We start from the raw sequence: 24,860 nt of genomic DNA, 5'->3' as shown, positions 1-24,860 counted from the left end.
CGCGCCGTCCTCAGGCGTGCAGCAGGCCGCGCGCCCGGCGCACCACGCGCTCCATGCCGCTCTTCACGTGGTCCAGCGGCAGGAAGCGGTTCACGGGCATGGGCCGGTAGCCCAGGGGCCCCAGGTGCTTGCGCAGCGCGTGGTTGGCGCGCAGCGCGCGCAGGTGCCGGGCCGTCTCGCGGGTGTTGAAGATGATGGACAGCGACACGGAGACATCCTCCGGGCCGTTCTTCACGTAGTGCGGCGCCACGAAGGGGATGTGCAGCGCGTCCCCGGGTCCGAAGGCGTAGCGCGCCGCCGTGGCATCGAAGGTCTCGCGGTAGTTCACCTTGGAGCCGGAGCGCGCGACGAAGGCCTCCAGGTCCGGCGCGGGGACCACCTGTTCGTCCCACGCCTTCGAGATGTGCACCGCCTTGCTGCCCCGGAACTGCATCAGCAGCGTGGAGTAGCGGTCCAGGTGGAAGGGCGTGACGCTGCCGGGGGACGCGATGAACAGGTAGAGCATCGGATCCACGGCGTGGGTGCCCACGCCCTGCGCGCGCATCAGGTCCTCCACCTCCGACAGCAGCGCGCGGTACAGGTCATGGAAGCTGGGGTCCTGCTCCGGCGCGCGCAGCATGATGTACGAGTTGCTCGTCATCATGTTCTCCACGGTGTCCTTCAGTGACAGGCCGGTGCGGTAGTCCACGTGCGCGCGGTCGAAGTCCGCGTCCTTGGGCACCAGACCGGAGCTGAAGAACACGTTCGCGGAGGGCAGCCGTTGCACCACGCCCGCCAGGTTCTCCAACTCCAGCGCGGGATGTCCCAGGAGCGTGTGACGGCACCGGAAGGACTCACGGTCGAACTGCAACGGCGACCCGACAGACTCGAAGATGCGCTTCACGGATGTGAGCTCCTTGTCGCGCGTGGCGACAGGTGATCACGCCATGGCAACAGAGCGCGAACGCACGTTCAAATTGGGGCGTTTTGCCCCGTGCTTCCGTGGGGCAAATTGCCCCGCTCTCCTCTGAAGCGTGCCGCCTGCCTGGCCGCCCTGCCGTCACCCTTGCGGGAGGGGCAAGCGCGGCCGGGAATCATGCCCATGTTTCCTCCAGCACCTCGATGGGAGGAGGAGACATGGCGCTGGAGACAATCCTGTTGTGGGCGGTGATCGGCCTCATCGCCGGATGGCTCGCGTCCGCGGTGGTCGGCGGTGGCTACGGCCTGATTGGCGACATCGTCGTGGGCGTGGTGGGCGCGTTCCTGGGAGGCTTCATCCTCCGGGCGCTCGGCACGGGAGCACCGTTCGGCGGCATCGCGGGCACCATCTTCGTGGCGTTCATCGGAGCGGTGGTGCTGCTACTGATACTGCGGCTCATCCATTCGAGCACGGTCCGAAGGGTCTGATCCGCGCGGCCTGAAAGCCGCGGGTGACCTCTCGCGCGGGGCGCATGCGTCCCGCGCGAGTCGTGCTTTCGGGCCTGATGACGCCAGACACCAGGGCCTGACGGCAGTCATCAGGGAGGCGGCCTTCAGCGCCCTCCGACCCGTCCACCCCCTGAGCAATTCCAAGCGGTTACCTCGTCGAGCAGCGTGTGGGGCGCGTGGCATGCGCCGTGCTCTAGCCCCCCACATCGCTGAACCGGACGGCCTCTCCCGGCCGCCCCATCCAATCTCCGAGGAACACCGCCATGGCGCTCTCCCCCCTGTCGAAGTCGTCCGTTGCCAGCTCCTCCTTCTCCCCCCGCACGTCCGCCACGGAGCTCTCCAGCCCGGTGGCGCGCCCCTCGGCGGTGACGGCGGACGCGGTGAAGGCGAAGAGCGGCCCGGGTTCGCTCCAGGGGATGTTCCAGGCGGATGGCTTCGACGCTCCGGCGGGCGTGGGCAAGAAGGGCGCGCTCCAGGGCGGCAATCCCATGGAGCAGCTGGCCGAGATGGTCCAGATGCTGACGCAGTTGGTGCAGATGCTCGGTGGAATGAACGGCGCCGGTGCGCAGCAGGGCGCCGCCGCTCCGGGCATCGAGGGCGCGGCGGGCAGCACGGGCGCGGTTCCGGGCGCGGGTGGCGCGCCGCAGGCTCCCGCCCAGACCGCGGCGCCTGCTCCGGCGCAGACCGCTCCGGCGGCGCAGGGTGCCCCGGCCCCGGCGGCCCCCCAGCAGAACGCGGCCGTCGCCGGTCCCCAGTCCGTGGGCGACGCGAGCGCGGCGAAGGGCAAGAACACCATCACCCTCAACAACGACGGCGACAAGCCGATGACGGTGAACTTCACCCCCAACGCGGGCGAGAAGGCCATCGACTCCGTCACGCTGAAGCCCGGTGAGAGCCGCACGGTGCAGTTCCCGGACAACTGGTCCGGCAACTTCCGCAGCGACAACGGCGATGGCAAGAACGCGACGCTTGGTGAAGTGAAGTTCGACGGCGGGTTCGGGAACACCTACTACGACGTCAGCTACATCGAGGGCCACAACACCTCGATGACCATCCAGCCGGAGGGCGGCGGCCGCCTGTCGGGCACGATGGACGACCTGCTGGCCTCCGCGCCTGACTCCGTGAAGGCCAAGGGAGCGGACGGCACCGCGTACGGCATCAAGAAGAGCACCACGTCCAACGTGCAGGATCCGGAGGTGGTAGACTTCTTCCGCAAGCACGTGGGAGCGGATCAGGGCTACGTCATCCCCACGGATGACGCGAGCACGCTGGGCAGCAAGAACAGCAACCTGGTCGTCCACCTGAAGGACCTGGCCTGATTCCCCTCAACCGAGGCCCCCATCCATGAGTGTCCGCCTTCCGTCTGGTCTTCCCCGCCCGGGCCTGCCCCTGCAGAGCCCCGCGCAGGAGAAGGAGGAGAAGGCGCAGCAGTCCGGTGAAGGAAAGTCATCGGGCAAGGCCACCGGGAAGGGCGGCACCGGCAAGGGAGGCGTCGCCGTCAAGGGCGGCTCCGCGAAGGGCGCCTCCGCCAAGGGGGGCCTGGAGCAGGCCGGCCCCCAGGACGGCATGGACTTCGGCCGCTCCGGCGAGGCGGAGCGCAACGAAGCCGGCGGTGGCGGTGGTGCCCGGGGCGCCCAGCAGCAGGAGGGGATGGCCGCCGGCACGTCGCAGGGCGCCGCCCCCCTGAGCAGCCTGGAGCAGCCCCCTGCCCTCGCGGCCCAGACGCCTCAGCAGGCCCCGGCGCTCCCCCAGCCCCCGCCCACGCAGGTGCCGGTGGCGCCCCAGTTCGAGCGCCGGCCCGGCGCTTCCGAATCCCCCCGGGAGCGCACCGCGGCGGACGGGCAGTCGTCGGATGCCGCGAAGCAGGCGCTGGAGGGCCGCGCGAAGCTGCGCATCGCCGTCCTCAACCGGCTCCACCGCGGCCTCACGGAGGTGGAGGGGAAGATGAGCGCCTTCCTCGCCAACCCCGGCCGCCAGGGCGTCGTCACCCTGCCGGTGGTGCTGAGCGTGAGCAGCGTCACCTTCGAGTGGTGGAAGTCCGCGAACGCGGTCCCCGAGGACCGGGCCTACCTGGCCCAGGTCCTGGGCGAGCCCGGCACGGCGGACGACGCCACGCTCCTGAACACGCTGCGCACGGAGGTCGCGCTGGCCTTCGCGGAGTTCCCGCGCACGCCGCAGGGCGTGGAGGCCCGGAAGCTCTACGACGCCGTCCTCCAGAAGTACGAGGCCGCGCGCATCCAGCCCATCATCGCGGGCCACGACTCAGGCCCCGTGGTGGAGGAGTGCGCGCGGCTGGGCCTGTCCTGCGAGGCGGACTTCACCCGTTCGCTGCTGCTCTCGCCGTGGATGCTGGCCACCAGCCAGAGCCCGGAGGAGGGCTCCGCGACGCAGGTGATGGTGGCGGGCCTCACCCTGCCCCAGCTGGGCGCGCTGGTGGGCCACCTGCGCCAGCTCAACCCGCTGCTCAGCAATCCGCAGCTGCGCGCGCTGCTGCTTCGCGCCTCCACGGACAAGCGGCTCGCGCTGCGCAAGGTGATGGGCCTGCAGGAGGTGGAGCAGGTGCAGGAGCTCGCGCGGCAGCTGCTGCGGCTCCAGGCCGTGCAGCACCTCGTCGTCTGAAGCTTGCGCGCGGCGGATGGATTCCAATCCATCCGCCGTCAGGCGTTACGGCTTCAAGGCCTATGAGGACTCGCGGCCGAAGTTGGACATGGCGCGGGAGCCGCCACCGTCCGTGTTGCCCAGCGTGACGGCCTTCAGGCCGCCCTCCTGCGCGGCCTGGGCCTCGGACATGCCCTGGGCGCTCTCGACGATCATCTGCCCGCCGCCCTGGTGCCGGTTCCAGGAGATCTCCACGGAGTCCGCGAGCCGCTGGGCGTCCACCGGAATCTTGGAGCCGGTGCTGGGATCCTTGAGCAGGTAGCGGCCCTGGTCGTCCTTGCCCTCCACGGAGACCCAGTGCGCGCGGCCCGTCTCGCCCGGCTTCGTGGTGGGGTCCACCAGGCTGGAGTCCACCATCACCGCGCCCTTGGCGCCGCGAGCGAGCGCGTCATCCAGGGCCTTCGTGTCCAGCTTGGACGACGTGTGCGTCACCTTCGTGCCCTGGTTGGCCAGCATGTTGGACAGCTCATGCGGCGACGTGCCCTGGCCCTGCGTGAAGCGCGACTCCAGCGCGGCCATCTTCTCCTTGTCCGACGCGGGCTGCGTCTTGCTGGTGCCAAGCTCCTTGCCCAGCATCACCGCCACCGCGGCGCCGCAGTCGTTCGCGTTGGCCTGCTTGACCACGCCGGGGTCCGTCGCCGCCGCGGCGTCCCAGCCGCCAATCTCCGGGGCCTGGGGCGCGTTCGCCAGCGTCCCGTTCACGCCCAGGTCCTGCGCGGAAGCGCCCGACACCGGCTGGAAGCGGTTCGCCCACGCCTGGTTGAGGGCCTGGATCGCCGCGAAGGCGTCCGTGGCCTGCTCAGTCTGCACGGGGGTGGGCGCACCCTCCACCTGCGAGACGACCTTCTCCTCCGGCAACCCGACCTGCTGCGCGGTCTGCTGCGGGACGGCGGCGGGCTTCACTTCCGCCAGCTGCTGGAAGGTACGGAGGAGATTGGAGGAAAGATTCACGCTCACGGTCTTGGCTCCGGAGGGGGGGAGGGGGGATGCCATCCTACCTGTGATGCCGCCCCGTGTTAAGGCTCCCCGGATGGATCCAGCCCGTGCTTGCGCAGGAGTTTCCGGAGGTAGACACGGTCGATATCAGCTTCGCGAGAAGCCCTCGAAATGTTGCCTTCGCAGCGCTCGATGAGGTTCTTCAGGTAGTCACGTTCGAACACTTCGATGAGGTGTTCTTTCGCTTCCTTGAAGGGCAGGTCCAGGTCCGGCCCCTTGCGGCCGTCCGCGCCCGGGGGCGCCTCCAGGTCCGGCAGGGCCTCCTCGCCCAGGTTGACGACCTGTTCCACCACGTTGCGCAGCTCGCGCACGTTGCCGGGCCAGGGGTACTGCATGAGCAGCGCGCGCGTCTGGTCCGACAGCGCGCTCTGCGGCCGGCCCATCTGCTTGAGCATGTGGTCGATGAGGAACGGGATGTCCTCCGGGCGCTCGCGCAGCGCGGGCAGCGTCACGCGCAGCACGGCGAGCCGGTGGAAGAGGTCGCGGCGGAACTTCCCCTGGTTGACGGCCTGCTCCAGGTTCACGTGCGAGGCGGCCACCACGCGCACGTTCACCGTGAAGTAGTCGTTGCCGCCCACGCGCTTCACCTGCCGGCGCTCCAGCACGCGCAAGAGGCGCGGCTGCAGGTCCAGGGGCAATTCGCCAATCTCGTCCAGGAAGACGGTGCCGTTCTGCGCGCGCTCGAAGGCGCCGGCGCGGTCGGCTTGGGCGCCGGTGAAGGAGCCCTTCACGTGGCCGAAGAGCTCGGACTCGATGAGGGTGGAGGGCACGCCCGCCAGGTCCACGATGACGAAGGGGCCCTTGGCGCGCGGGCTCTGCTGGTGGATGGCCTCCGCGCACAGGTCCTTGCCCGTGCCCGTCTCGCCGTGGATGAGCACGTCCGCGCCGCCGGGCGCCAGGCGCTCCAGCACGGTGAAGGCCTCGCGCATCTTGCGGCTCTGGCCCACGAGCGCGCCGAAGCGGTCCCGCGAGGACAGCGGCAGCGAGCGCTCGCGCGTGTCCTCCGGCACCAGCTTCAGCTCGGTGGTGCCCAGCGTGAGCACCGCGCCGGGGCGCAGCTCCATGGAGGTGAAGCGCAGCCCCTCCACGAACGAGCCGTTGTGCGAGCCCAGGTCCGTGGCGACGACGTGCTCGTCGTGCACCTCCAGCTTCAGGTGCTGGCGGGAGACGGCCTTGTCGGTGAGGACGATGTCACACGTGGGGTTCTTTCCCACCGTGTACGTCCCCTGCTTGAGCGGATGCGTCTTGCCGGCCTCCGCGCCGGAGAGCACCCGCAGCACCATCCGCACCTGTCCCGCACGGCCCCGGTTCAGGGTGGCCGTGGCATCCAGGAGCGCCTCGTCGTCATCCGGTGGCAGCGACACGGCGCGGGACGGTAGCACGCCCCGCCAGGGTCGCCAGCAGCCGCGCGTGACGTCCTACCTGCGACGGCCCCGCCCCGGCTTGCGGGCAGGCGGGCGCGGGGGCTCCTTGGGCAGGGTCTCCAGCCACGAGTCCACCTCGCCCACGCGCTCGTCCATGCCGGACTCGCTGAAGCGCGCCCGGGCGCGGGTGGCCTCGCCCCGAGCTTCTGGCGACTGCCCTGTCTGGTACAGCGCCCGCGCCAGCGCGAAGCCGGACTCCGCCAGCGCATCCGGGGGCGCGGACGCGAAGGACACGGCCAACTGGAGCGGCGCCACGGAGTCGCGCGCCCGGCCCAGGTCCAGCAGCGCCTGGCCCACGCCGTCGTAGGACGGCTGGAGCCCTTCGTCCCCTTCGGGCAGCAGCTCGCGCTTGAGGGCCACGGCCTGCTCGTAGGTCTTCAGCGCGTCGTCGTAGCGCTTCATCCCCAGCTGGCACATGCCCAATTCATCCAGCGCCTCCGCCACCTGGGCGCTCTTCTCGCCGTGGAGGGTCTTGTAGAGGTCCACCACCGCCTGGGCGTGCGGCAGGGCGCGCTCGGGCTGGCCGGCGTCGCGCAGGGCCAGGGACAAGAGGCCGTGCCGGTTGGCCATGTCCGGGTGCACCGGGCCCACCGCCGCCTCGGTCTTCGCGAGCGACGCCTCCAGCAGCGGCACCGCCCCCTTCGCGTCGCCGGTGCCCAGCGCCAGCCGGCCCAGCAGGAAGAGGGTCCGCGCGCGCTTGGGGTGCCCGGGTGGCAGCGCCTTGTCGTAGAGGGCGCTCGCCTCCGTCAGCCGCTCGCGCGCCTCCTCCATGTGGCCCTGGGACATGGCGAGGTTGGCCTGGTTCACCTTCACGTCGGCCTCCAGCACGGGCTCGCCGCCCAGGCGCTGGAGGGTGGCCTCCGCCAATTCGCCCCAGTTCGCCGCCGGGTCGTAGTGCTTCTGGCCGTCCTCCACGTAGAGGAGCTTGTTGAGGATGGCGACCTTCAGCCGGTCCGCCCTGCCGGCTTCCGCGTCGAACACCGCGCGCGACAGCAGGCGGGACGCCTCCGGAGACTGGCCCGTCTGCTCCTGGAGCCAGCCCAGGTGGAAGCGCATCTCCGCCTTCAGCGGCAGGTAGCCCGTCTTCTCCACCGGCGCCTCCAGCGCCTTCACCGCCGTGAGCGCCGCCGGGTAGCGGCCCGCGTCCACCTGCGCGCGCACCTCCGACAACTGGTCCTCCAGCGCTTCGATGGCGTCGCGCAGGGCGGGGTCGGAGGGGCGGCGCTGCTGCTCGGCCAGGCCCTCCACGTCCTCGCACTCGTGCAGCGCGGGCAGCGCGTGCACCATGTCCACGGACTTCACCACCATGGCGGCGTCCGCGCTCGCGAGCAGGTCCACCGTGGCGCGCAGGTCCTTGCGGCGGCGCTCCAAGCACACCACCTGCCGGTCCAACTGCTCCTCCGGCTTCACGCCGCTCACGCGCGCGTCCTCGCACGCCTGGACGCGCTGGTGCTTCCACGCGTCCGCGTAATGCCCCAGCACCTGCGTGGCGCGCGCGGCCATGCCTTCCGCGAAGGGCTTCCCGGTGGCGCGGAAGGCGGACTCCAGCTTCGCCTTCGCGTCCGGCGTCCACACGCTGTCCATCAGCGCGCCCGCGTCCGCGCACACCTGGGACTGCTGCCACGCCACGCCGCCCGCCACCGCGAGCGCGGTGGTCATGGCGCCCGCCGCGCCCAGCCAGCGCTTGCGCTGCCCGTGGCGCTGCTCCTGGGAGAGCGCGTCCAGCAGGGCCTGCATGGACGGGAAGCGCGCGTCCGCGTCCAGCGCCAGCCCGCGCAGAACCGCCTGCCGCACCCAGCCGGGAACCTTCACTTCGCGCGGGGGCTCGCGGATGAGCGCGGGCGGCGGCGCGATGACGGGGGCCGCCTTCACGGGCGCGGCGTTCAGCGACTGCGTGCCGCCCAGCGACTGCGTGCCGGTGGCCTCCAGCTCCGCGCTCCGGCTGGCGGACGCGTAGGCCTTGATGCTGCCCGGGTCGAAGGGGCGCGTGCCGTAGAGCGCGCCGTAGAGCGCCGCGCAGAAGCTGAACTGGTCCGTGCGCGCGTCCAGCTGCGTGCCGCGGAACTGCTCCGGGGACATGTAGTTGGGCGTGCCCACCAGCAGGCCCGCCTCGGTGAGCGTGGTGTCCAGCATGCGCCGGTCCGAGGACTCCAGGACCTGCGCCTCCTCCGGCGAGGCCGGAGCCTCCGGCCCTTCGCCCACCTGCCGCGCGAGCCCGAAGTCCGTCACGTAGACGCGGCCCGCGTGGCTCACCAGCACGTTGGCGGGCTTGAAGTCGCGGTGCACCAGCCCCGCCGCGTGCGCGGCCTGAAGGCCTCGGCCCGCCTGGAGGTAGCGCTCCAGCACCTCGCGCCAGGACGGCTTCGCCTCCTTCAGCCACGAGCCCAGCGTGCCGCCTTCCACCAACTCCATGGCGACGAAGACCTGGTCGCCCCACATGCCCACGTCGAAGACGGGGATGACGTTGGGATGGGAGACGCGCGCCATGGCCTGCGCCTCACGCAACAGCCGCGAGCGCGCCTCTTCGTTGTCCCGGTTGGCGTTCGGGTGCAGCAGCTTCAGGGCGATCTTGCGGTCCAGGTCCGGGTCATAGGCGGCGTACACCACGCCCATGCCGCCCTGCCCCAGCTTGCGCAGGAGCAGGTAGCGGCCCACCTGGGGAACGGGCGGGACGTCCTCCGCGCGGCGCGGACGGGGGCCCGTTCCGTATCCCGAGCCCCGGCCCGTCCCCGCGCCCGAGCGCCCGGAGTCCACGGAGCCGGTGCCTGTGTTTCGCCTTCCGGTGTCTCTCTTCGTCATGGGCCGTTGCCCGCGAGTCTACCGCCGGCCCTCGCCCGCTCCGAACATCCTTCCGCGACGCGTCAACGCAGGCCGCCTGCCTGGTGACAGTCGTCATCAGGAAGAGGACCGCGGTCACCAGGGGCCGCCCCCGGCGTGGGCCACAAACCCCTGGAATCAGGGAGGGCCCGGCCGGCCGGAGGCTGGCACGCCAGACGCAATGGGTACGGAGCACGCGGGCAAGTTCGGGGTGCAGCCAGACCTCATCCGCGACAGGCCACATGAATATCGCCGGGCCGCATCGCAACTGAATGCGTGGCTCGGATGGAGGCGGCGGTGAACGGAGACACCGCCGCCTTCTTGCTTTTCAGCGCTTGGGGCCTTCGGCATCGCGGCGCCGTCCTGCTCCAGGATGCGCGGCGTGGTCTCCAGCCCGTGCTCGCGGGTGAAGGCCATGAGCGCGTCCTCGGTCACGAAGGGCTGGCCTCCAGACTCGCGCCAGCCGGAGAGCTGCTCCGCGGACCAGGTAAGCGGCGTCTCATGGTCGGTGAGGCGGATGACGTCGAAGACGCGGTAGCCCGCGCGCTTCTCTCCATCATCGTCCGTGAGCACCGTTGTATCGCGGTGCTCGCGGTCCTCCCCTTCTGGAATCCCCATGCTCATTCCCCGCCCCCCTCCGCCCGAGCGCCAGGCGGTGTCCGGCGAGCAAAAGGCGAAGCAGGCGGTGGACCTGGAGACGGTGGGCAAGAGCCGCCAGGAGACGGCGGACGCCCAGAAGGCCCTGCGGGAGAGGACGACCCAGGAGGCCGACCGGCTCTTCGCCATGGCGGACGGCAAGTCGCCCGTCCCCGAAGACGCCCGCGTCAAGCGCATGTCCGACAGCGAGGTGGAGCTCACCCGCGTCAACGACCAGCAGGAAGTGGTGGAGCGCTCCGTCGCGACGAAGAAGGACGGCGCGGTGGTCATGGACAGCGCCATCAACGAGGACGGCGTCAACACACGCGACCGGCTGGAGATGAAGGCGGACGGCGCCACGCGGGTGGAGCGCGCGGAGTGGACGGGCGACAGGAACGAGGCGGCGGACCTCAAGTCCTTCGGCGACATCTCCCGGACGCGCGACGCGGGGCTGACGTACACGCGCAACGAGGTCTCCCTCGAAGAGCACGAGGACGGCGACCGGCTGCACACCGACGCGTACGCGCAGGTGAACGGCAACGCCGAGGGCAGCCGCACCTCGTACTACCCGCAGAGGGGCGGCGGTGGCATCGACAACAAGCTCCAGGGCCCGTTCGACTTCGACAAGCCGGTGGACCGCTCGGACACGTATTCGTATTCCATCCCAGCACCGGGCGCGGACGGCAAGCAGGCCGCGCCGCAGTACAGCCGCGTGCAGAACTTCTCCCAGAAGAACGTGCAGGCCACGTCCTACGTGGACCGCACGCTGGATGGCTACTCCCAGTTCGCTGGCGAAGGCCCGCACACGTACGAGGACCTGGCCCGCGTCCGCGACGCATACGCCCAGCACGGCGGCGAGGGCTACGACGCGGACAAGACGGGCGATGGCCGCCCGCCGAAGCGCTGGACGGTGGAATTGCGCAAGGGCGCGGACCGGCTGGACTCGCAGACCTTCATCGAGGGCTATCCGGACGCCACCCTCAAGACGCGGAAGACGCGCGAGGGCCGCACCGTGAGGGAGAGGTTCGAGGGCAGGACCTTCGAGACGGCGGACTCCTCCAAGCGCGTGCCGGTGAGCGGAGCGTCCCGCGCCACGTACGGCCAGGACGGCTCCCTCGAGAAGCTGGACAGCCGGTGCCACGAGCCGGACGGCTCCGACCTGGAGCAGCACTATTGGAGCCGCCGCAAGGCCACGGACCAGGGCCTGGAGCTCCAGGAGTCGCTGGAGACGAGGCGCACGAAGGACGGCAGGACGCAGAGCGCGCTCAAGGAGGACACGTCGCTGCTGTCGGATCAGGGGGCGCGGCTGATGGGCTCGCGCACCACGGTGACGGACGCGGACGGCCGCAAGGGCATCCACGAGGTGGGCAAGGACGGCGAGCGGCTGCAACTGTCCGGCAAGGGCGGCGTCGACCTGCGCGACGTCACCAACGCGGAGGCCTTCCAGGACGACGCGTTCGGCAAGGTGCTGCTGGAGCAGGCGTCCATCTCCACCGCGACCACGGTGAAACAGTTCGCCCACAGCGGTGGCGCGAAGGCGCTGGCCCTCCTCCAGGGGCTGAGCCAGGACGGAAGCCAGCTGCCGGCGAAGGCGACGGAGCTTTTGGGCAGGGACACCGTCTCCCAGGGTCTGAGCGCGGCGCAGTGTGGCGCGAGCGCGCTGGGCGGCGTGGCGGGCGTGGTGTCAGGCGGCATGAGGCTGGCGCGGGGCATCCGTGAGAACCACATGCCGGACATCGTGAAGGGCGTGGCGGACACGGCCAGCGGCGCGGCGATCTTCTACACGGGCGGCAAGGCCTTCACGGAAACCCTCCAGGGCTTCACGAAAGCGGACGCGCTCACCCCGCCCTCCAGCACGGCCCACGCGGCGAAGAGCATCCCCTGGGCGAGCACCCTGGCGAATCCGAAGGTGGGCCGCGCGCTCACGAGCACGGTGCTGGATTCGGTGAAGGGCCTGCGCGGCATTGGCAAGGTGGCCGGCACGGCGGCGCGCCTCGGGAGCAAGGGGCTCTTCGCGCTCAAGGCGGCGGGCGGCCCGGCCCCACTGCTGGGCGTGGTGGGCGGCGCGACCAGCTGCGTGATGGACATCGTCAACGGCGCGAAGACGAACGACGGGCCGCAGATCGCCAAGGGCGCCGTTGGCATCGCGGGCACCCTGGGCGGCGCGGTGGCGGTGGGCGCGATGGGAGGCCCGCCAGGCATGGCCGTTGGCGCGGGCATCGGCCTGCTGACCTTCGGCTTCGGAAGGCTCATGGACCTGATCAGCGACAAGCCGCACCAGATCGCCGAGCTGCAGATCGCCTGACGCGAAGCACGGAGCAGGGCGGCGGTGGAATCGGAGCCACCGCCACCTCCTCGGCTTCAGCGCTTCACGCGCTGCGTGCGCTCGTAGTCCTCGTAGCGCAGCTTCGCGATGGTGCGCCGGTCGCGGGTGCGCACCACGATGCCCTCCGGGTGCTTGCCCGCTCCGCCATCCAGCGCGCACCGCGTGGACGGCGCGTGCTCACGCAGCCAGGCGAACGCGCCCTCCAGGTCCCTGGGCATCGTGGCGCCGTCCTGCTCCAGGATGCGCGGCGTGGTCTCCAGCCCGTGCTCGCGGGTGAAGGCCTGGAGCGCGTCCTCGGTCACGAAGGGCTGGCCTCCGGACTCGCGCCAGCCGGAGAGCTGCTCCGCGGACCAGGTGAGGGGCGTCTCGTAGTCGGTGAGGCGCACCACGTCGAAGACGCGGTAGCCCACGCGCTTCTCGCCCGTGTACTGCTTGCTGTGGGCGGTGACGTTGCCGCCGTACACCTCGCCGAAGACGACAGTGATGCCGCCCGCGTCGAGCCGCTTCTCGCGCAGGGCATCCGCCACCGGGCGCAGGTGCTCCACGATGCCCAGGGCCGGGTTCCCGATGAGATCTCCGCTCGCGTAGAGGAACTCCTCGCGGCTGCCGAGCAGGTACGTGCCGTCCGGCAGGAACACGATGCGCGCGTTGGTGCCGTCCACCTTCTCCGTGCCGACCACGGGCCCGTCGAACACGATGGCGGGCTCGCCCAGCCGGCCCTTGTCGCCCAGCGTGTGGTACGTCGGGATGGACGGGTACTTCGTCAGCGAGTTGAGTGTGCGCAGGTTGGCGGTGCGGACGGAGAAGGTCATGGCGGCCTCGATGGATGCGGGGCGACGGTAGCAAAAGCCCCCGTCAGGCTCGCGGGACGCGGGCGTCCGCCGGGGCCTGACACGTGGGGAGGTTCAGGCGCATGGGCATGTACGGAGAGGTCCTGGGCATCGGCCCGTTCCGCCGGGAGCTGGTGCCGTACCTCCAGCAGCCGGAGGCGTGGCATCAGGGCACCCGCGAGGGAGCCATCATCGTCGTCCCGGTGTTCTCCGCGCCGGAGGGCAGCTCCCGCAGCCGGGAGCTGGCCGGGTGCATGGGGGCGGAGGCGTGGGACTTCAACACGCACGCGCTCGACCCCTGGCGTGTGGACGTGGAGGCGGTGCGGCGGTTTTTGTACCCCGGCGAGGAGCACCGGCTGGAGTGCTTCCTGCGCCTGCGGGACGCGGGCTTCGCGTTCTTCTTCCAACCAAACGGATAGCCCATGCCCAAGCCCAAGCCAGTCCCACCCCCTGTCGCGGTCGCGGGGGTCATCGCCATCGGGCTCTTCCGCCGCAGCCTGGTGCCGTTCCTCGAATACGACGCGAGTCGCTACGCGAACACGCGCGAGGGCACACGGTTCATCGTGACGCTGATGTTCGACCTCCACGACCCGGAGCAGCTCCGGGACGCAGGCCAGGCCCTGGGCGTGGACCCCTGGGACTTCAACACGCACGTCATCGCCCCCGAGCGGGTCGACCCCAAGGCCCTGGGAATCGTCTGGGAGGATGACGGGTTGCCGGAGAAGTTCGCCGCGCTGAAGGACGCGGGATTCCAGTTCTACTTCCGCCTGGAGCCCCTTCCCTGGGCCGACTCACCGTGAGCGCGAGCCCTCTTCCAGGGACCGTCCTGGCGCCCCCAGCAGGCGGCCCCATGACGCGCCGGTTGACGCGCGCCCCCGGCGCCCCTCTTATCTGCCTCTCCCCTTGAGCAGGAGTTCCCGTTGGCAGGTGTCCCGGTCGAATTGACCCCGGAGGATTTCGAGGCAGTCACCCAGAAGCCCGGCATGTGCGTCGTGGACTTCTGGGCGTCGTGGTGTGAGCCCTGCCATGTGTTCGCGCCGGTCTTCGCCGAGGCCGCCACGCGGTTCCCGGACATCACCTTCGCCCGGCTCGACGCGGAGACCCACGAGGCCGTGGCCGAACCGATGGGCGTCGACTCCTTCCCCACCCTTGTCGCGTACAAGGACGGGCTGGAGATCCGCCGCGTCTCCGAGGCGCTGTCCACCGAGGCGCTGGACCGGCTGCTGAACGCGCTGCGCGCCGTGAACGTCACCGAGGAGAAGTCCCGCCAGGCGAACCGCGAGCGGACCGAGGCGGGCCAGCCCCCCTCCGGCGTCCCCGAGGGCGCCACCTGGGACGACGGCGACGAGGAGTGGTCCTTCGGACCGAAGGACGCCAAGGGCCGGCCGCACGGCACGTGGCGGTACTGGCGCGCCGACGGCACCCTCTGCAACGAATGCATCATGGAGCAGGGCCGGCCGCACGGCCCCTTCAAGCGCTTCCACGAGGACGGCTCGGTGTCCCAGGAGGGCGCCTTCGAGCAGGGCCAGCTCCACGGCCCCCGCACCTGGATTGCCTCCGAGCGCTTCACCACCGAGCGCATGCACGAAGGCGGCGTGAGCGAGCGCGTGCGCAGGACGGTGATGCACTACGACCACGGCACCGTGCGGCAGGTGGAGCACTTCAACGCCCAGGGCCAGCGCGTGGTGCCCTCCACCGGCGAGCCCTACCCCACCCGTCCGGCCCACCTGCCCGAGGACGCGGAGCTGCGCGAGGACCTGAACCAGTGGGCCAAGGTGACGCTCAACGCGGACGGCGAGCGACACGGCCTCACCCGCTTCTGGGACGCGCAGGGCCAGCTGCTCTGGGAGGCCGAGTTCGAAGACGGACGGCGGCACGGGCGCTACTGGTCGCGCGCGGAGGACAGCTACGCGGACTTCCGCGTCCACTTCGAGGAGGGCCAGGCGGAGAGCGACTTCGCGTGTGGCGAGTGGTCCCTGATGGACGCGCAGCGGGCGGTGGTCATCAAACGCGACCTGGGCCGGGCGATGGATGAACAGACGCTGGCGCGCTCGCCGGTGTTCTCCAACCTCCCCCGGAGCGCGGAGGGCTGGCGCGAGCTGGCGAAGGAGGCCCGCGCGGACCGGCGCTACCGCGAGGCACTGCTGGCCACGGCGCGCGCGTGCGCCACGTCGCTGGACATCCAGCCCTTGAAGCAGGGCCTGGAGGAGCTGACGCTGCCGCGCACGAAGGACTCCGCGAGCGAGGTCGCGCACAGCGTGGTGGAGGGCGCGGGCCAGGCGTGGGCCCCCATGGCGGACGCGCTCATGCGCGGCGGTGAGGCGGCGACACTGCTGCGGGCGTACGCGGTGTTGTTGGACCAGACGGACCGGCCTCGCGCGGCGCTGGACTTCCTGCACGCGGCGATGCTGCTCGCACCGGAGCGCAAGGCGTACCTGTTCACGCGCGGCCTCATCCTGCTGAACCTGGGCGTGGCGGATCAGGTGCACAAGGACGCGGAGGAGCTCGCGGAAGTGGAGCCGGACACCGCCCGGTTCCTGGCCACGTACGCGCGGACGTCGTTCCCCCGGTTCGACTTCTGGGCGGGACAGGAGCCTCCGCGCTGCACCTACGACGGCCTGCCGGAGAAGCCCGAGCAGTCCCTGGAGGCCATCCAGCAGCTGGTGCGCAAGTACGCCACGCGGCTCCAGGCGATGCGCGGCGCGCTGCTCCAGCGGTACAAGCCCGGCGCCACGGTGTCCTGGATGCCGCCGGACCTGTCCGGCCTGCTGGGCGATGGGCCCGTGGAGCTGAAGCAGGAAGAGGTGGAGTGGGACGAGGACGAGCAGGTGGAGATCGACGAGACGCTCAACCTGGAGATGGGGTTCGCGGACCTGACGCTGATGCTGCGCGGGGACTGGAGCGCGCTGTCGTGGCTCTTGTGGTCGTGCGGTGAGACGACGTTCAAGATGCCCACGCGCATCGCGCCGCCGGCGGACTACGGACAGGCGGCGGGACAGGCCTCGCAGCGGCTGTGGCAGAGCCGGGACCGCAAGTTCCGGGGCAATGCCAGCACGACGAAACCCGGCCAGGGGTTCCTGTTCGAGGGCGTGGCGCTGGGCGACCTGCACCCGAACCTGGTGTCCATCGCGGAGCGGCAGTACGCGGAGACGCAAGCGATGTTCTATTGGCTCAATGACCCGGACAACGTCTCTCCGTGGCAGAGCAATCTGAGGGGCAGCTAGGCATGAATCGGATTCGTGAAACCATCGAGGTCGCGGAGCCCCTGTGGCGCGCGCTGGAGCAGATGAGCCACGACCTGGGCGTGGACCGGAATGCCCTGGTCGCTCAGGCACTGTTCATGCTCGCGAGACAGAACGGCTACGTGTCGCCCACGCCCGTGGCGCTCGGGGTGACGGGCGCCGGTGAGCCCGTGCGGGCGCCGGCGGCCCGGGCCCCGGAGCCCGTGGCGCGCCCGGCGGAGCTCCCTGTCGCTGTCGCGGCAGCCGCTGTCCCCGCGGCGGCAACTGTCCCCGCGGCAGCCGCTGCCCCCGCGACCGAGGCCGTGGCCGCCGCTCCGGCAGCAGCGGTGCCCGAACCGGTGAAGACCCGGTCCTCCGTGGACGAGGCCGCTCAAGCGCGGGCGCGCATGCAGGAGGTCCTCGCGGCGGTGGATGCGGTCGCGCAGCCCCGAGACGTGCCGGTGGCGTCCGACGACGAGGAGGAAGAATCCGACGCCGCCGAGGACTCGGACGACGACGAGTCTGACGACGAAGCGGCTGACGAATCCTCGGACGAGGAGTCCGATGATGCGGCGGACGAGTCTTCTGATGACGAGGAGTCCGATGAGGCGGCTGATGAATCTTCTGACGACGACAAGTCCGAAGAAGAAGCGGCTGACGAATCCTCGGACGACGAATCTTCGGACGACGAGGAGTCCGAGGAAGAAGCCTCGGACGACGACGATTCCGGCGCCGCCCAGGCGGCGGCTGAGGATTCGGACGACGAGGCCGCGGCCGCCGAGGACCAGGGCTCGGACGACGAGGACGCGGCGCAGGACTCCGAGGAAGACGACGCCGCCGCGGCCGACATCGCAGCGGCGATCGGCTCCGAGGAACTCCCCGGCGCCAACGGGCCCGATGACTCCGGGCCCGAAGAGGCCAAGACGGGCGAGGAGGCCACGGGCTCCGAGGAAGACGACGCGGCCGAAGAGCCTGATGCGCAGGCCGCCTCCTCCAGCGAGGACAACGAGGAGGCCGCCGACGACGAAGCGCAGGACTCGGGCTCCAGCGAACCCGAGGAGCAGGACCTGCCCTTCGTGGCGCCTCCGGCCGCGAAGGCCCCCGCCGCCCGCAGGCAGGGCCGTGTGCTCCGGCAATCCGAACCCGAGGACGAAGCGCCCCCGGAACCCAACCGGAGCCGCAAGCCCGCCCCCGCTGCCCGGGCCCCCACGCGCATGGACCTGTTCGTGAGGCTGAGCCCGGACGGTGACGCCACGCGCGTGGACGTGGAGCGCTTCACGCTGGGACGCGGCCCGCAGTGCAGCCTCGTCGTGAAGTCCGGCAGGGTCTCCCGCGAGCACGCCGTCGTCACGCGCGAGGGCGCTGACTACTTCATCGAGGACCTGGGCTCATCCAACGGGACCTGGATCAACCACCAGCGCATCAAGCGCCAGAAGATCGCGGACGGGGACACCTTCAACCTGGGGACCGAAGCCGTGTACTTCTCCCTCCAGCCCTCCGAGGACTGACGCGCTCAGGCCTTCCGCGGCGGATTCCGGATGCCCAGGGCGGAGGTGACTCCGCCCAGCACCAGCAGCACGGCGGAGACGAGCATCGCCCGGTGGAAGCCCGCGACGTCCAGTCGCGGGCCCACGATGAGCCCCGCGAACGCGATGGCGATGAGCCCCGCGACCCGGGCAATGGCGTTGTTGATGGCCGAGCCGATGCCCGCCTGCGCCTTCTGCACGGACCCGAGCACCGCCGACGTCAACGGCGCCACCGTCGTCGTCAGCCCCAGCCCGAACACCAGCACGCCCGGCAGCATCTGCCTCCAGAAGTCCAGCGGCGTGCCGACGCGAAGCATGAGCAGGAACCCCGCGCCCGCGATGCACGGGCCCACCGCCATGAACAGGCGCGGACCGAACCGGCCCGCGAGCCCGCCGAACGTCGACGACAGCAGCAACATGATGATCGTCGTCGGCAACAGCGACAGCCCCGCCAGCGTCGCGCGGAAGCCTCCCACCTGCTGGAGGAACAGCGTGATGAGGAACTCGCTCAGCGCCAGCGCTCCGTAGATGAGCGTCGTGGCCAGGTTGCCGGCCCAGAAGTTCCGCACCCGGAAGAGCCCCAGGGGCATCATCGGGTACGGCGACCGCCGCTCCTGCCAGAGGAACGCGATGAACGCCGGTACGCCCACGCCCAGCGACGCCAGCACCGTGGGATGCGTCCAGCCCACCGTCCCCTGCTCAATCAGCGCGTAGACCGGGCCGCCCAATCCCACGCACGCGAGCACGGCGCCCAGCACGTCGACACGCGCGCCTTCCGGACGGGAGGGCTCCTCCATGCGCGCGAGCAGCGCCAGCGTCAGCCCGATGGGCAGCACGTTGATGGCGAAGATCCAACGCCAGCCCACCGTGTCCACCAGCAGCCCGCCCACGAGCGGTCCCGCGATGAACGCCCCACCCGTCCACCCGGTCCACGCGCCAATGGCCTTCGCCTGCTCGGGGCCGGAGAAGAACGAAAGGATGAGCGCCAGCGAGCCCGGCACCAGGAGCGCGCCCGTGGCCCCCTGCAGCGCCCGCGCGAGGACGAGCACCGCGCCCGTCGGAGCCACCGCGCACAGGAGCGACGTGGCGCCGAAGCCCAACAGCCCCAGCCGCAGGATGCGCTTGCGCCCGAACACATCCGACAGCGAGCCCGCGGCCAGCATCAGCGAGCCCAGCGTGATGAGGTAGGCATCCACCACCCACTGCTGAAGCTTGAGCCCACCGCCCAGGTCCCGCACCATCGCGGGCAGCGCGACGTTGATGATCGCCCCGTCCAGGAACGTGACGAGCGAGGCGAGCACGGCGATTCCCAGGACCAGCCGCTGTGGAGGCGTCACGGTATCCGCCGTCTCCCAAGGGGTGCCCCCGCGCGCCCGGGGAGGTCGGGACGCTCAACGTCTTGTAGCGAGCCTCCCGCCTCGCTGTCTGCCCCGGACGCCGAGGACTTCCAGGTCATCAACACTGCTCGGCCGACCCATCCAGCGGCCTGCCTCCGTATGAAGCGCAGGAGGCCAACGTCATGGCACAGCCGCTGTACACCGGACAGGTCCGCACCGTGGGCGAGAGCATGGCCCGCAGCACCACGGAGGCGCAGGCGTTCAAGATCTTCATGGATGAGCCCGTGGAGCTGGGAGGCCGCAATGGCGCGCCCAGCCCGCTCGACTTCATCCTCGCGGCCCATGCGGGCTGCTTGAACTACATGACCTTCTTCATCGCGCGCGAGCTGGGCATCCCCGTCACCGGCACTGAAATCACCGTGCAGGGCTCGCTGGACCCTGGAAGGTTCGCCGGCACCAACCGGGAGGTGCGCGCCGGCTACCAGTCCCTCACCGCCACCATCCACGTGAAGGGCGACGTCACGCAGGAGCAGTTGGCCCGGCTGCTCCGCGAGGTGGAGACGCGCTGCCCCGTCAGCGACAACCTGGCCCACGCCACGCCCATCCACCTCTCCATGCTGCCCGCAGCCTAGGTCCGCTCCTCAACGGTCCCCAGGCCGCCTTGATTTCGAATTACGCTGATAATATTACCATCGAAATCAAAGGAGCCACACATGACCGCCAGCTACATCATCGACGCCGTCCGGACCCCGCGTGGGCGCGGGAAGATGGGCAAGGGGGCCCTGACGGGGCTGCATCCGCAGGAGCTGCTCGCGCAGACGCTCAACGCGCTCCAGCGGCGTGGCGGTTGGGATGCCCGGGAGGTAGGCGACGTCATCGCGGGGTGCGTGTCGCAGGTGAATGAGCAGGGCGCGAACATCGCTCGCAACGCGGTACTCGCGGCGGGGTGGCCGCAGGACGTGTCCGCGGTGTCGCTCAACCGCTTCTGCGGCTCCGGGCTCCAGGCGGTGAACTTCGGCGCCATGGGTGTGGCCTCCGGCGCCATGGACTTCGTGGTGACGGGCGGCGTGGAGAGCATGTCGCACCTGTCGCTGGGCGCGGACGGCGGCGGCCAGGATGGCGGCAACGTGCGGCTGCGCGAGCGCGTCTACCAGGTGCCCCAGGGCATCAGCGCGGACCTCATCGCGACGCTGGAGGGCATCACCCGCGAGGACGTGGACGCGTGGGCCCTGCGCTCGCAGCGCCAGGCGGCCCGCGCCATCGAGGAGAACCGCTTCGCCAAGGCCCTCTTCGCGGTGAAGGACCCGGCCACCGGCGCCGTGCTGCTGGAGCGTGACGAGTACCCTCGCCCGGACACCACCGCGCAGGGTCTGGCCGCGCTCAAGCCCGCGTTCGTCGCCATGGGTGAGACGGCCGTGGGCCCGAACGGCGAGACGCTGGACGGCATCGCGCTGTCCGCCTACCCCCAGGCGAAGCGCATCCAGCACGTGCACACCGCGGGCAACTCCAGCGGCATCGTGGACGGGGCCGCCGTGGTGGCGCTGGCGTCGGAGCGCTACGTGAAGGAGAAGGGGCTCAAGCCCCGCGCCCGCATCCGCGCCATGGCGACGCTGGGCACCGAGCCGCTCATCATGCTCACCGCCCCCGCGCCCGTGAGCGAGAAGGCCCTGCGCATGGCCGGGATGAAGGCCGGTGACATCGACCTGTGGGAGATCAACGAGGCCTTCGCCGCCGTCGTCCTCCAGACGACGCGCGCGCTGGGCATCGACCCGGACCGGGTGAACGTCAACGGCGGCTCCATCGCGCTGGGCCACCCGCTGGGCGCCACCGGCGCGATGCTCCTGGGCACCGCCCTGGATGAGCTGGAGCGCACGGGCAAGCAGACGGCGCTCATCACCATGTGCATCGGCGGTGGCCAGGGCATCGCCACCATCATCGAGCGCGTCTAGCGCCCCGCGTCCGGGCGGACGCGTTGACAGGAGTCACCGACTCCGACATGGAAGAATGTCGCTCCTGGAGGCACCGGGGCGCGCGGTCCAGTCGTCTTCGCTGGCCGTGAAGCCAGTGACTGGAGCGCCCCATGGATGCACCCGCCGACCTGCCCACCTTCCTCGCCCAGGCGTCGCACTGGCCCGTGGTGCCCGTGCTGACGCGGGTGGGGCTGGCCATCGCCATTGGCCTCTTCATCGGCCTGGAGCGCGAGCACAGCCGCAAGACGGGCGTGCGCACGTTCGCGCTCACCGCGCTGATGGGCTGCCTGGGCGGGCTCACCGGCCAGGCCTTCGCGCTGGTGGCGGCGGGCTTCGTCATGCTGCTGGTGCTGTTGATGAACGGCCGGGAGCTGCTGCTCCAGCGGCGCCTGGCGCTCACCACCTCCACCGCCCTGATGGTGGTGGCCTTCTGCGGCATCCTGTGCGGCATGGGCCACACGTTCACGCCCATCGTCGTGGGCGTGCTGACGGCGGCGCTGCTCGCCTGGAAGCAGTCCATCGCGGGCTTCGTGGGCGGCCTGTCCGACAAGGAGCTGAGATCCGCCATCCTGCTCGCGGTGCTGACGTTCGTCGTGTTCCCCGTGTTGCCCGCGCAACCGGTGGACCCGTGGGGCCTCATCGAGCCCCAGTCCAACTGGGCCAGCGTCATCATCATCGCGGCGGTGGGCTTCGTGAACTACATGCTCCTGAAGACGCTGGGGCCCAGGGGCATGGAGGTCACCGCGTTCTTCGGCGGGCTGGTGAACAGCCGCAAGGTCATCGTGGAGCTGGCCACGCGCCTGAAGGAGGTGGGCGCGCCGCTGCTTCCCTCCGCCTACCGGGGCATCCTCCTGGCCACCGGCGCGATGCTCCTGCGCAACGGCCTCATCGTCATCATCTTCGCGTCGCAGGCGGCCGTGCACTGCGCCATCCCGTTCACGCTGATGCTGCTGGTGAGCGCGGTGCTGTGGCGCCGCTCTCCCGCGCAGGCGTCCACGGAGGGCTCGCCCCAGTTGGCGCTGGAGTCGCCCTTCCGCCTGATGGCGGCCCTCAAGTTCGGCGGTGTGTTCCTGGCGCTCAACGTCGCGGGCGCGCTGGCGCAGCGCAACTTCGGGTCCGCGAGCTTCTACTTCGTCAGCATCCTGGGCGGCTTCCTGTCGAGCGCGTCCTCCATCGCCTCCGCCGCCACGCTCATCAGCCACAATGAGATCTCCGCGGTCACGGGCGTCAACGGCGTCATCCTCTCCAGCCTCACCAGCATCGTGGTGAACATCCCGCTCATCCGGAGCATGGCGCAGGAGGCGTCCTTCCGGCGCCGCGTGTCCACCGCGCTGCTGGCCGTGGCGGTGATGGGGCTGGTGGGCGTGGGGCTCAACCTGATGGTCTTCGACGCCCTCCTCCACGCGGCCTGAAGCCGCGCGTCGCGTGAAGGCCCCCGCTGCATCCACTTCAGCGGGAGCCTCCACGGCCATGCCGCTCAGGGCGTGGGCGACACCTGGTACGGCACCACGCGGTAGCCGGCGTTGCCGGTGCCCAGCTGTCCTTCACTGTTGAGGCCCCACGCCCACACAGCCCCGGACGCGCGGCGCGCGAACGAGTGATAGATGCCCCCCGCGATGGCCGTCGCGTCGATGATGCCCGGCACCTGCGCGGGCGCACCCTGGTCGCCGGTGAAGCCGTCCCCCAGCTGCCCGTTGCCGTTGTAGCCCCACGCCCACACGGTGCCGTCCGACTGGAGCGCAAGCGTGTGCGCGCTCCCCGCCGCGATGGCCGTGCCGCCCGTGAAGCCCAGGGCCTGCACCGGCGAGCGCCCCATGGCGCCACTGCCATCTCCCAGCTGCCCCCGGTAGTTGTCGCCCCACGCCCACACCGTGCCGTCCGTCTTGAGCGCCACGACGTGGCTGGTGCCCGCGGCCACGGAAGCAACGTCCCCGAACCCGGGCACCAGGCCCGGCGAGGTCCGGGGCGGCCAATACGAGTTCGTGCCGTCGCCCAGTTGGCCCGCGCCATTGCTGCCCCAGGTCCACACGGCGCCGTCCGTCTTGAGCGCCACCGAGAAGCCGCCGCCCGCCGCGACGGCCCGAACGTCCGTGAGGCCAGGGACGGCCTGGGGCGTCGCGCGGCTCGTGGTGGTGCCATCCCCCAGCGTCCCCGAGTCATTGCTCCCCCACGCCCACACCGTGCCGTCCGTCCGGCGGGCCAGCACGAAGCCTTCCCCCGCGGCCAGCTCGGTCACGTCCGTCAGCCCGGGCACCTGCGCGGGCGAGGCGCGGGACACCGTCGTGCCGTCGCCCAGCTGTCCGTCCGCGTTGTCGCCCCAGGTCCACACGGTGCCGTCCGTCTTCAGCGCCAGCGCGGACGAGCCCCGCGCGAAGACGGCCGCCACGGACGCGAGCCCCGGCACCTGCGCGGGAGCCCAATGGTCCTGCGTCGTGCCGTCGCCCAGCTGGCCCTTCTCATTGCGGCCCCAGGTCCACACGGTGCCGTCCGTCTTCAGGCCCACGGAGAAGAAGTCCCCGCCCGCCACGGCCTGCGCGCCGGTGAAGAGCGACGCGGTCCGGCTCACGTACTTCTCAGGGAAACCATCGCCCAGCTGGCCCGTGAAGTTGCCGCCCCACGCCCACAGCGAGCCGTTCCCCTTCGCCGCGAGCGCATGCTCCTGGCCGCTGGATAGGGACACGGCACCGGTCAGCGCCAGCACCGGCGCCGGCGTCATGTGGGACGTGGTGGTGCCGTCGCCCAGCGCGCCCTGGCTGTTGTAGCCCCAGCTCCAGACCGTGCCATCCGCCGTGGCCACCAGGGTCACGCCGTCGCCCGTGCCCAGCGCGACGGCATTCGTGAGGCCCGGCACCTGCACGGCGGTCAGCCGGTTGACGGTGGTGCCATCCCCCAGCTCCCCGCCGAAGTTCGCTCCCCACGCCCACACCGTCCCGTCCGACTTGAGCGCGAACGACCGGCTGCTGCGCGCCGCCAGCGCCACCACGCCGGTGAGGCCGGATGTCTGCACGGGCGTCAGCCGCTCGAAGTAATTCGTGCCATCCCCCAACGCGCCCACGCTGTTGCTGCCCCAACCCCAGACGGTGCCGTCCGTCTTGAAGGCCAGGGAGTGTCCATACCCCGCGGACACACCCGCGACATCCGTCAGCCCCACCACCTGCACCGGCTTGAGCTTGCGGACGCGCGTGCCATCTCCCAGCTTGCCGGAATCGTTGTCGCCCCAGGCCCACACCGTGCCGTCTGTCTTCAGCGCCAGCGAATACCGGTAGCCCGCGGCCACCGCCTTCACGCCCGTCAGTCCGGACACCTTCACCGGCTTGAGGCGCTGGGTGGTGGAGTTGTCCCCCAGCTGTCCCAGGTCGTTGAGCCCCCAGGCCCACACCGTGCCGTCCGCCTTCAAGGCGAGCGAGTGCTCATTGCCCGCGGCGATGTCCACCACCACGCCGGTGAGCCCCGTCACCTTCACGGGCGCCAGGCGGTCCGTGGTGGTGTTGTTCCCCAGTTGGCCGTACCGGTTGTAACCCCAGGCCCACACGGTGCCATCCGCCTGGAGCCCCAGCGAGTGCAGCCGTCCGGCCCGCACCACCGTCCATGTGGGCGCCGTCACGGCGGCCCGCGCCACTCCCGGGTCCGCGGCCTCCTCTTGCGGAGCCACCGGGCCGGCACAGCCCGAAAGCCAACCCAGACACAACACCAGCCCCAGAACGAAACGGTT

General features: G+C 70.9%; 19 protein-coding genes. 11 read left to right on the top strand and 8 right to left on the bottom strand.

All coding sequences use genetic code 11. The annotated features are described in order from the left end of the window. Positions 1–10 precede the first annotated feature (10 nt). A complete protein-coding gene (locus ACX114_RS08695; protein WP_459296557.1) occupies positions 11–883 on the bottom strand; it encodes a hypothetical protein in 873 nt (290 codons plus the stop codon). A 233-nt stretch (positions 884–1,116) separates the two neighbouring features. Here ACX114_RS08695 and ACX114_RS08690 point away from each other — a divergent pair, with 233 nt between their 5' ends. The 3 genes from ACX114_RS08690 to ACX114_RS08680 all read left to right on the top strand — a co-directional run bounded on the left by ACX114_RS08690 (position 1,117) and on the right by ACX114_RS08680 (position 4,026). Next, positions 1,117–1,386 (top strand): GlsB/YeaQ/YmgE family stress response membrane protein, encoded by a 270-nt coding sequence (locus tag ACX114_RS08690; protein WP_014394573.1) that lies wholly within the window; start codon positions 1,117–1,119, stop codon positions 1,384–1,386. A gap of 284 nt (positions 1,387–1,670) precedes the next feature. Next, positions 1,671–2,726, top strand: a complete 1,056-nt coding sequence (locus ACX114_RS08685; RefSeq protein ID WP_459296555.1) for a hypothetical protein — start codon at positions 1,671–1,673, stop codon at positions 2,724–2,726. Positions 2,727–2,751: 25 nt separating this feature from the next. Continuing rightward, positions 2,752–4,026 carry a hypothetical protein gene (locus ACX114_RS08680; RefSeq protein ID WP_459296553.1) on the top strand — a complete coding sequence of 425 codons (1,275 nt, stop codon included), beginning with the start codon at positions 2,752–2,754 and terminating at the stop codon, positions 4,024–4,026. Positions 4,027–4,086: 60 nt separating this feature from the next. On the opposite strand, the gene ACX114_RS08675 is transcribed toward ACX114_RS08680, so the two are convergent. The 4 genes from ACX114_RS08675 to ACX114_RS08660 all read right to left on the bottom strand — a co-directional run bounded on the left by ACX114_RS08675 (position 4,087) and on the right by ACX114_RS08660 (position 9,926). After that, positions 4,087–5,022, bottom strand: coding sequence for a cysteine peptidase family C39 domain-containing protein (locus tag ACX114_RS08675; protein WP_459296551.1), 936 nt, complete (start codon positions 5,020–5,022; stop codon positions 4,087–4,089). A gap of 59 nt (positions 5,023–5,081) precedes the next feature. Then, positions 5,082–6,344: a sigma 54-interacting transcriptional regulator gene (locus ACX114_RS08670; RefSeq protein WP_459300097.1), complete on the bottom strand. Its 1,263-nt coding sequence runs from the start codon at positions 6,342–6,344 to the stop codon at positions 5,082–5,084. Positions 6,345–6,479: 135 nt separating this feature from the next. Further along, positions 6,480–9,284, bottom strand: a complete 2,805-nt coding sequence (locus ACX114_RS08665) for a protein kinase domain-containing protein (protein ID WP_459296549.1) — start codon at positions 9,282–9,284, stop codon at positions 6,480–6,482. Between the two features lie 156 nt (positions 9,285–9,440). Further along, a complete protein-coding gene (locus tag ACX114_RS08660) occupies positions 9,441–9,926 on the bottom strand; it encodes a hypothetical protein (RefSeq protein WP_459296547.1) in 486 nt (161 codons plus the stop codon). Between ACX114_RS08660 and ACX114_RS08655 the strand changes: the two genes are divergently transcribed. Beyond that, a complete protein-coding gene (locus tag ACX114_RS08655) occupies positions 9,919–12,243 on the top strand; it encodes a hypothetical protein (protein ID WP_459296545.1) in 2,325 nt (774 codons plus the stop codon). The genes ACX114_RS08660 and ACX114_RS08655 overlap by 8 nt on opposite strands. 56 nt (positions 12,244–12,299) lie before the next feature. Here the strand turns inward: ACX114_RS08655 and ACX114_RS08650 are convergent, their stop codons facing one another. Next, entirely contained in the window at positions 12,300–13,076 is a 777-nt protein-coding gene (locus ACX114_RS08650; RefSeq protein WP_459296543.1) for an RNA ligase family protein, read from the bottom strand. Between the two features lie 101 nt (positions 13,077–13,177). Between ACX114_RS08650 and ACX114_RS08645 the strand changes: the two genes are divergently transcribed. The 4 genes from ACX114_RS08645 (at position 13,178) to ACX114_RS08630 (ending at position 17,823) form a co-directional block, all read left to right on the top strand. After that, entirely contained in the window at positions 13,178–13,513 is a 336-nt protein-coding gene (locus tag ACX114_RS08645) for a hypothetical protein (RefSeq protein WP_459296541.1), read from the top strand. Positions 13,514–13,516: 3 nt separating this feature from the next. Then, positions 13,517–13,894 (top strand): hypothetical protein, encoded by a 378-nt coding sequence (locus tag ACX114_RS08640; RefSeq protein ID WP_459296539.1) that lies wholly within the window; start codon positions 13,517–13,519, stop codon positions 13,892–13,894. 120 nt (positions 13,895–14,014) lie between these two features. Further along, positions 14,015–16,318 carry a thioredoxin domain-containing protein gene (locus ACX114_RS08635; RefSeq protein WP_459296537.1) on the top strand — a complete coding sequence of 768 codons (2,304 nt, stop codon included), beginning with the start codon at positions 14,015–14,017 and terminating at the stop codon, positions 16,316–16,318. 2 nt (positions 16,319–16,320) lie between these two features. Continuing rightward, the gene (locus ACX114_RS08630; RefSeq protein ID WP_459296535.1) at positions 16,321–17,823 is read left to right on the top strand and encodes an FHA domain-containing protein; all 1,503 of its coding nucleotides are present in this window, start codon (positions 16,321–16,323) and stop codon (positions 17,821–17,823) included. A 5-nt stretch (positions 17,824–17,828) separates the two neighbouring features. Here ACX114_RS08630 and ACX114_RS08625 read toward each other — a convergent pair whose 3' ends face one another. Beyond that, positions 17,829–19,178 carry an MFS transporter gene (locus ACX114_RS08625; RefSeq protein ID WP_459296532.1) on the bottom strand — a complete coding sequence of 450 codons (1,350 nt, stop codon included), beginning with the start codon at positions 19,176–19,178 and terminating at the stop codon, positions 17,829–17,831. 182 nt (positions 19,179–19,360) lie between these two features. Here ACX114_RS08625 and ACX114_RS08620 point away from each other — a divergent pair, with 182 nt between their 5' ends. The 3 genes from ACX114_RS08620 (at position 19,361) to ACX114_RS08610 (ending at position 22,560) form a co-directional block, all read left to right on the top strand. Next, positions 19,361–19,810: an OsmC family protein gene (locus ACX114_RS08620; RefSeq protein ID WP_459296530.1), complete on the top strand. Its 450-nt coding sequence runs from the start codon at positions 19,361–19,363 to the stop codon at positions 19,808–19,810. Between the two features lie 81 nt (positions 19,811–19,891). Continuing rightward, positions 19,892–21,127, top strand: coding sequence for an acetyl-CoA C-acetyltransferase (locus ACX114_RS08615; RefSeq protein ID WP_459296528.1), 1,236 nt, complete (start codon positions 19,892–19,894; stop codon positions 21,125–21,127). A gap of 131 nt (positions 21,128–21,258) precedes the next feature. After that, positions 21,259–22,560, top strand: coding sequence for an MgtC/SapB family protein (locus ACX114_RS08610; protein ID WP_459296526.1), 1,302 nt, complete (start codon positions 21,259–21,261; stop codon positions 22,558–22,560). 65 nt (positions 22,561–22,625) lie between these two features. Here ACX114_RS08610 and ACX114_RS08605 read toward each other — a convergent pair whose 3' ends face one another. Continuing rightward, positions 22,626–24,752 (bottom strand): RCC1 domain-containing protein, encoded by a 2,127-nt coding sequence (locus ACX114_RS08605; RefSeq protein WP_459296524.1) that lies wholly within the window; start codon positions 24,750–24,752, stop codon positions 22,626–22,628. Positions 24,753–24,860: the final 108 nt, after the last annotated feature.

The organism is Corallococcus sp. M7 (assembly GCF_054512695.1).
Note: the sequence above shows the minus strand (reverse complement) of the source record. Positions and strands in the feature narration are given on the sequence as shown.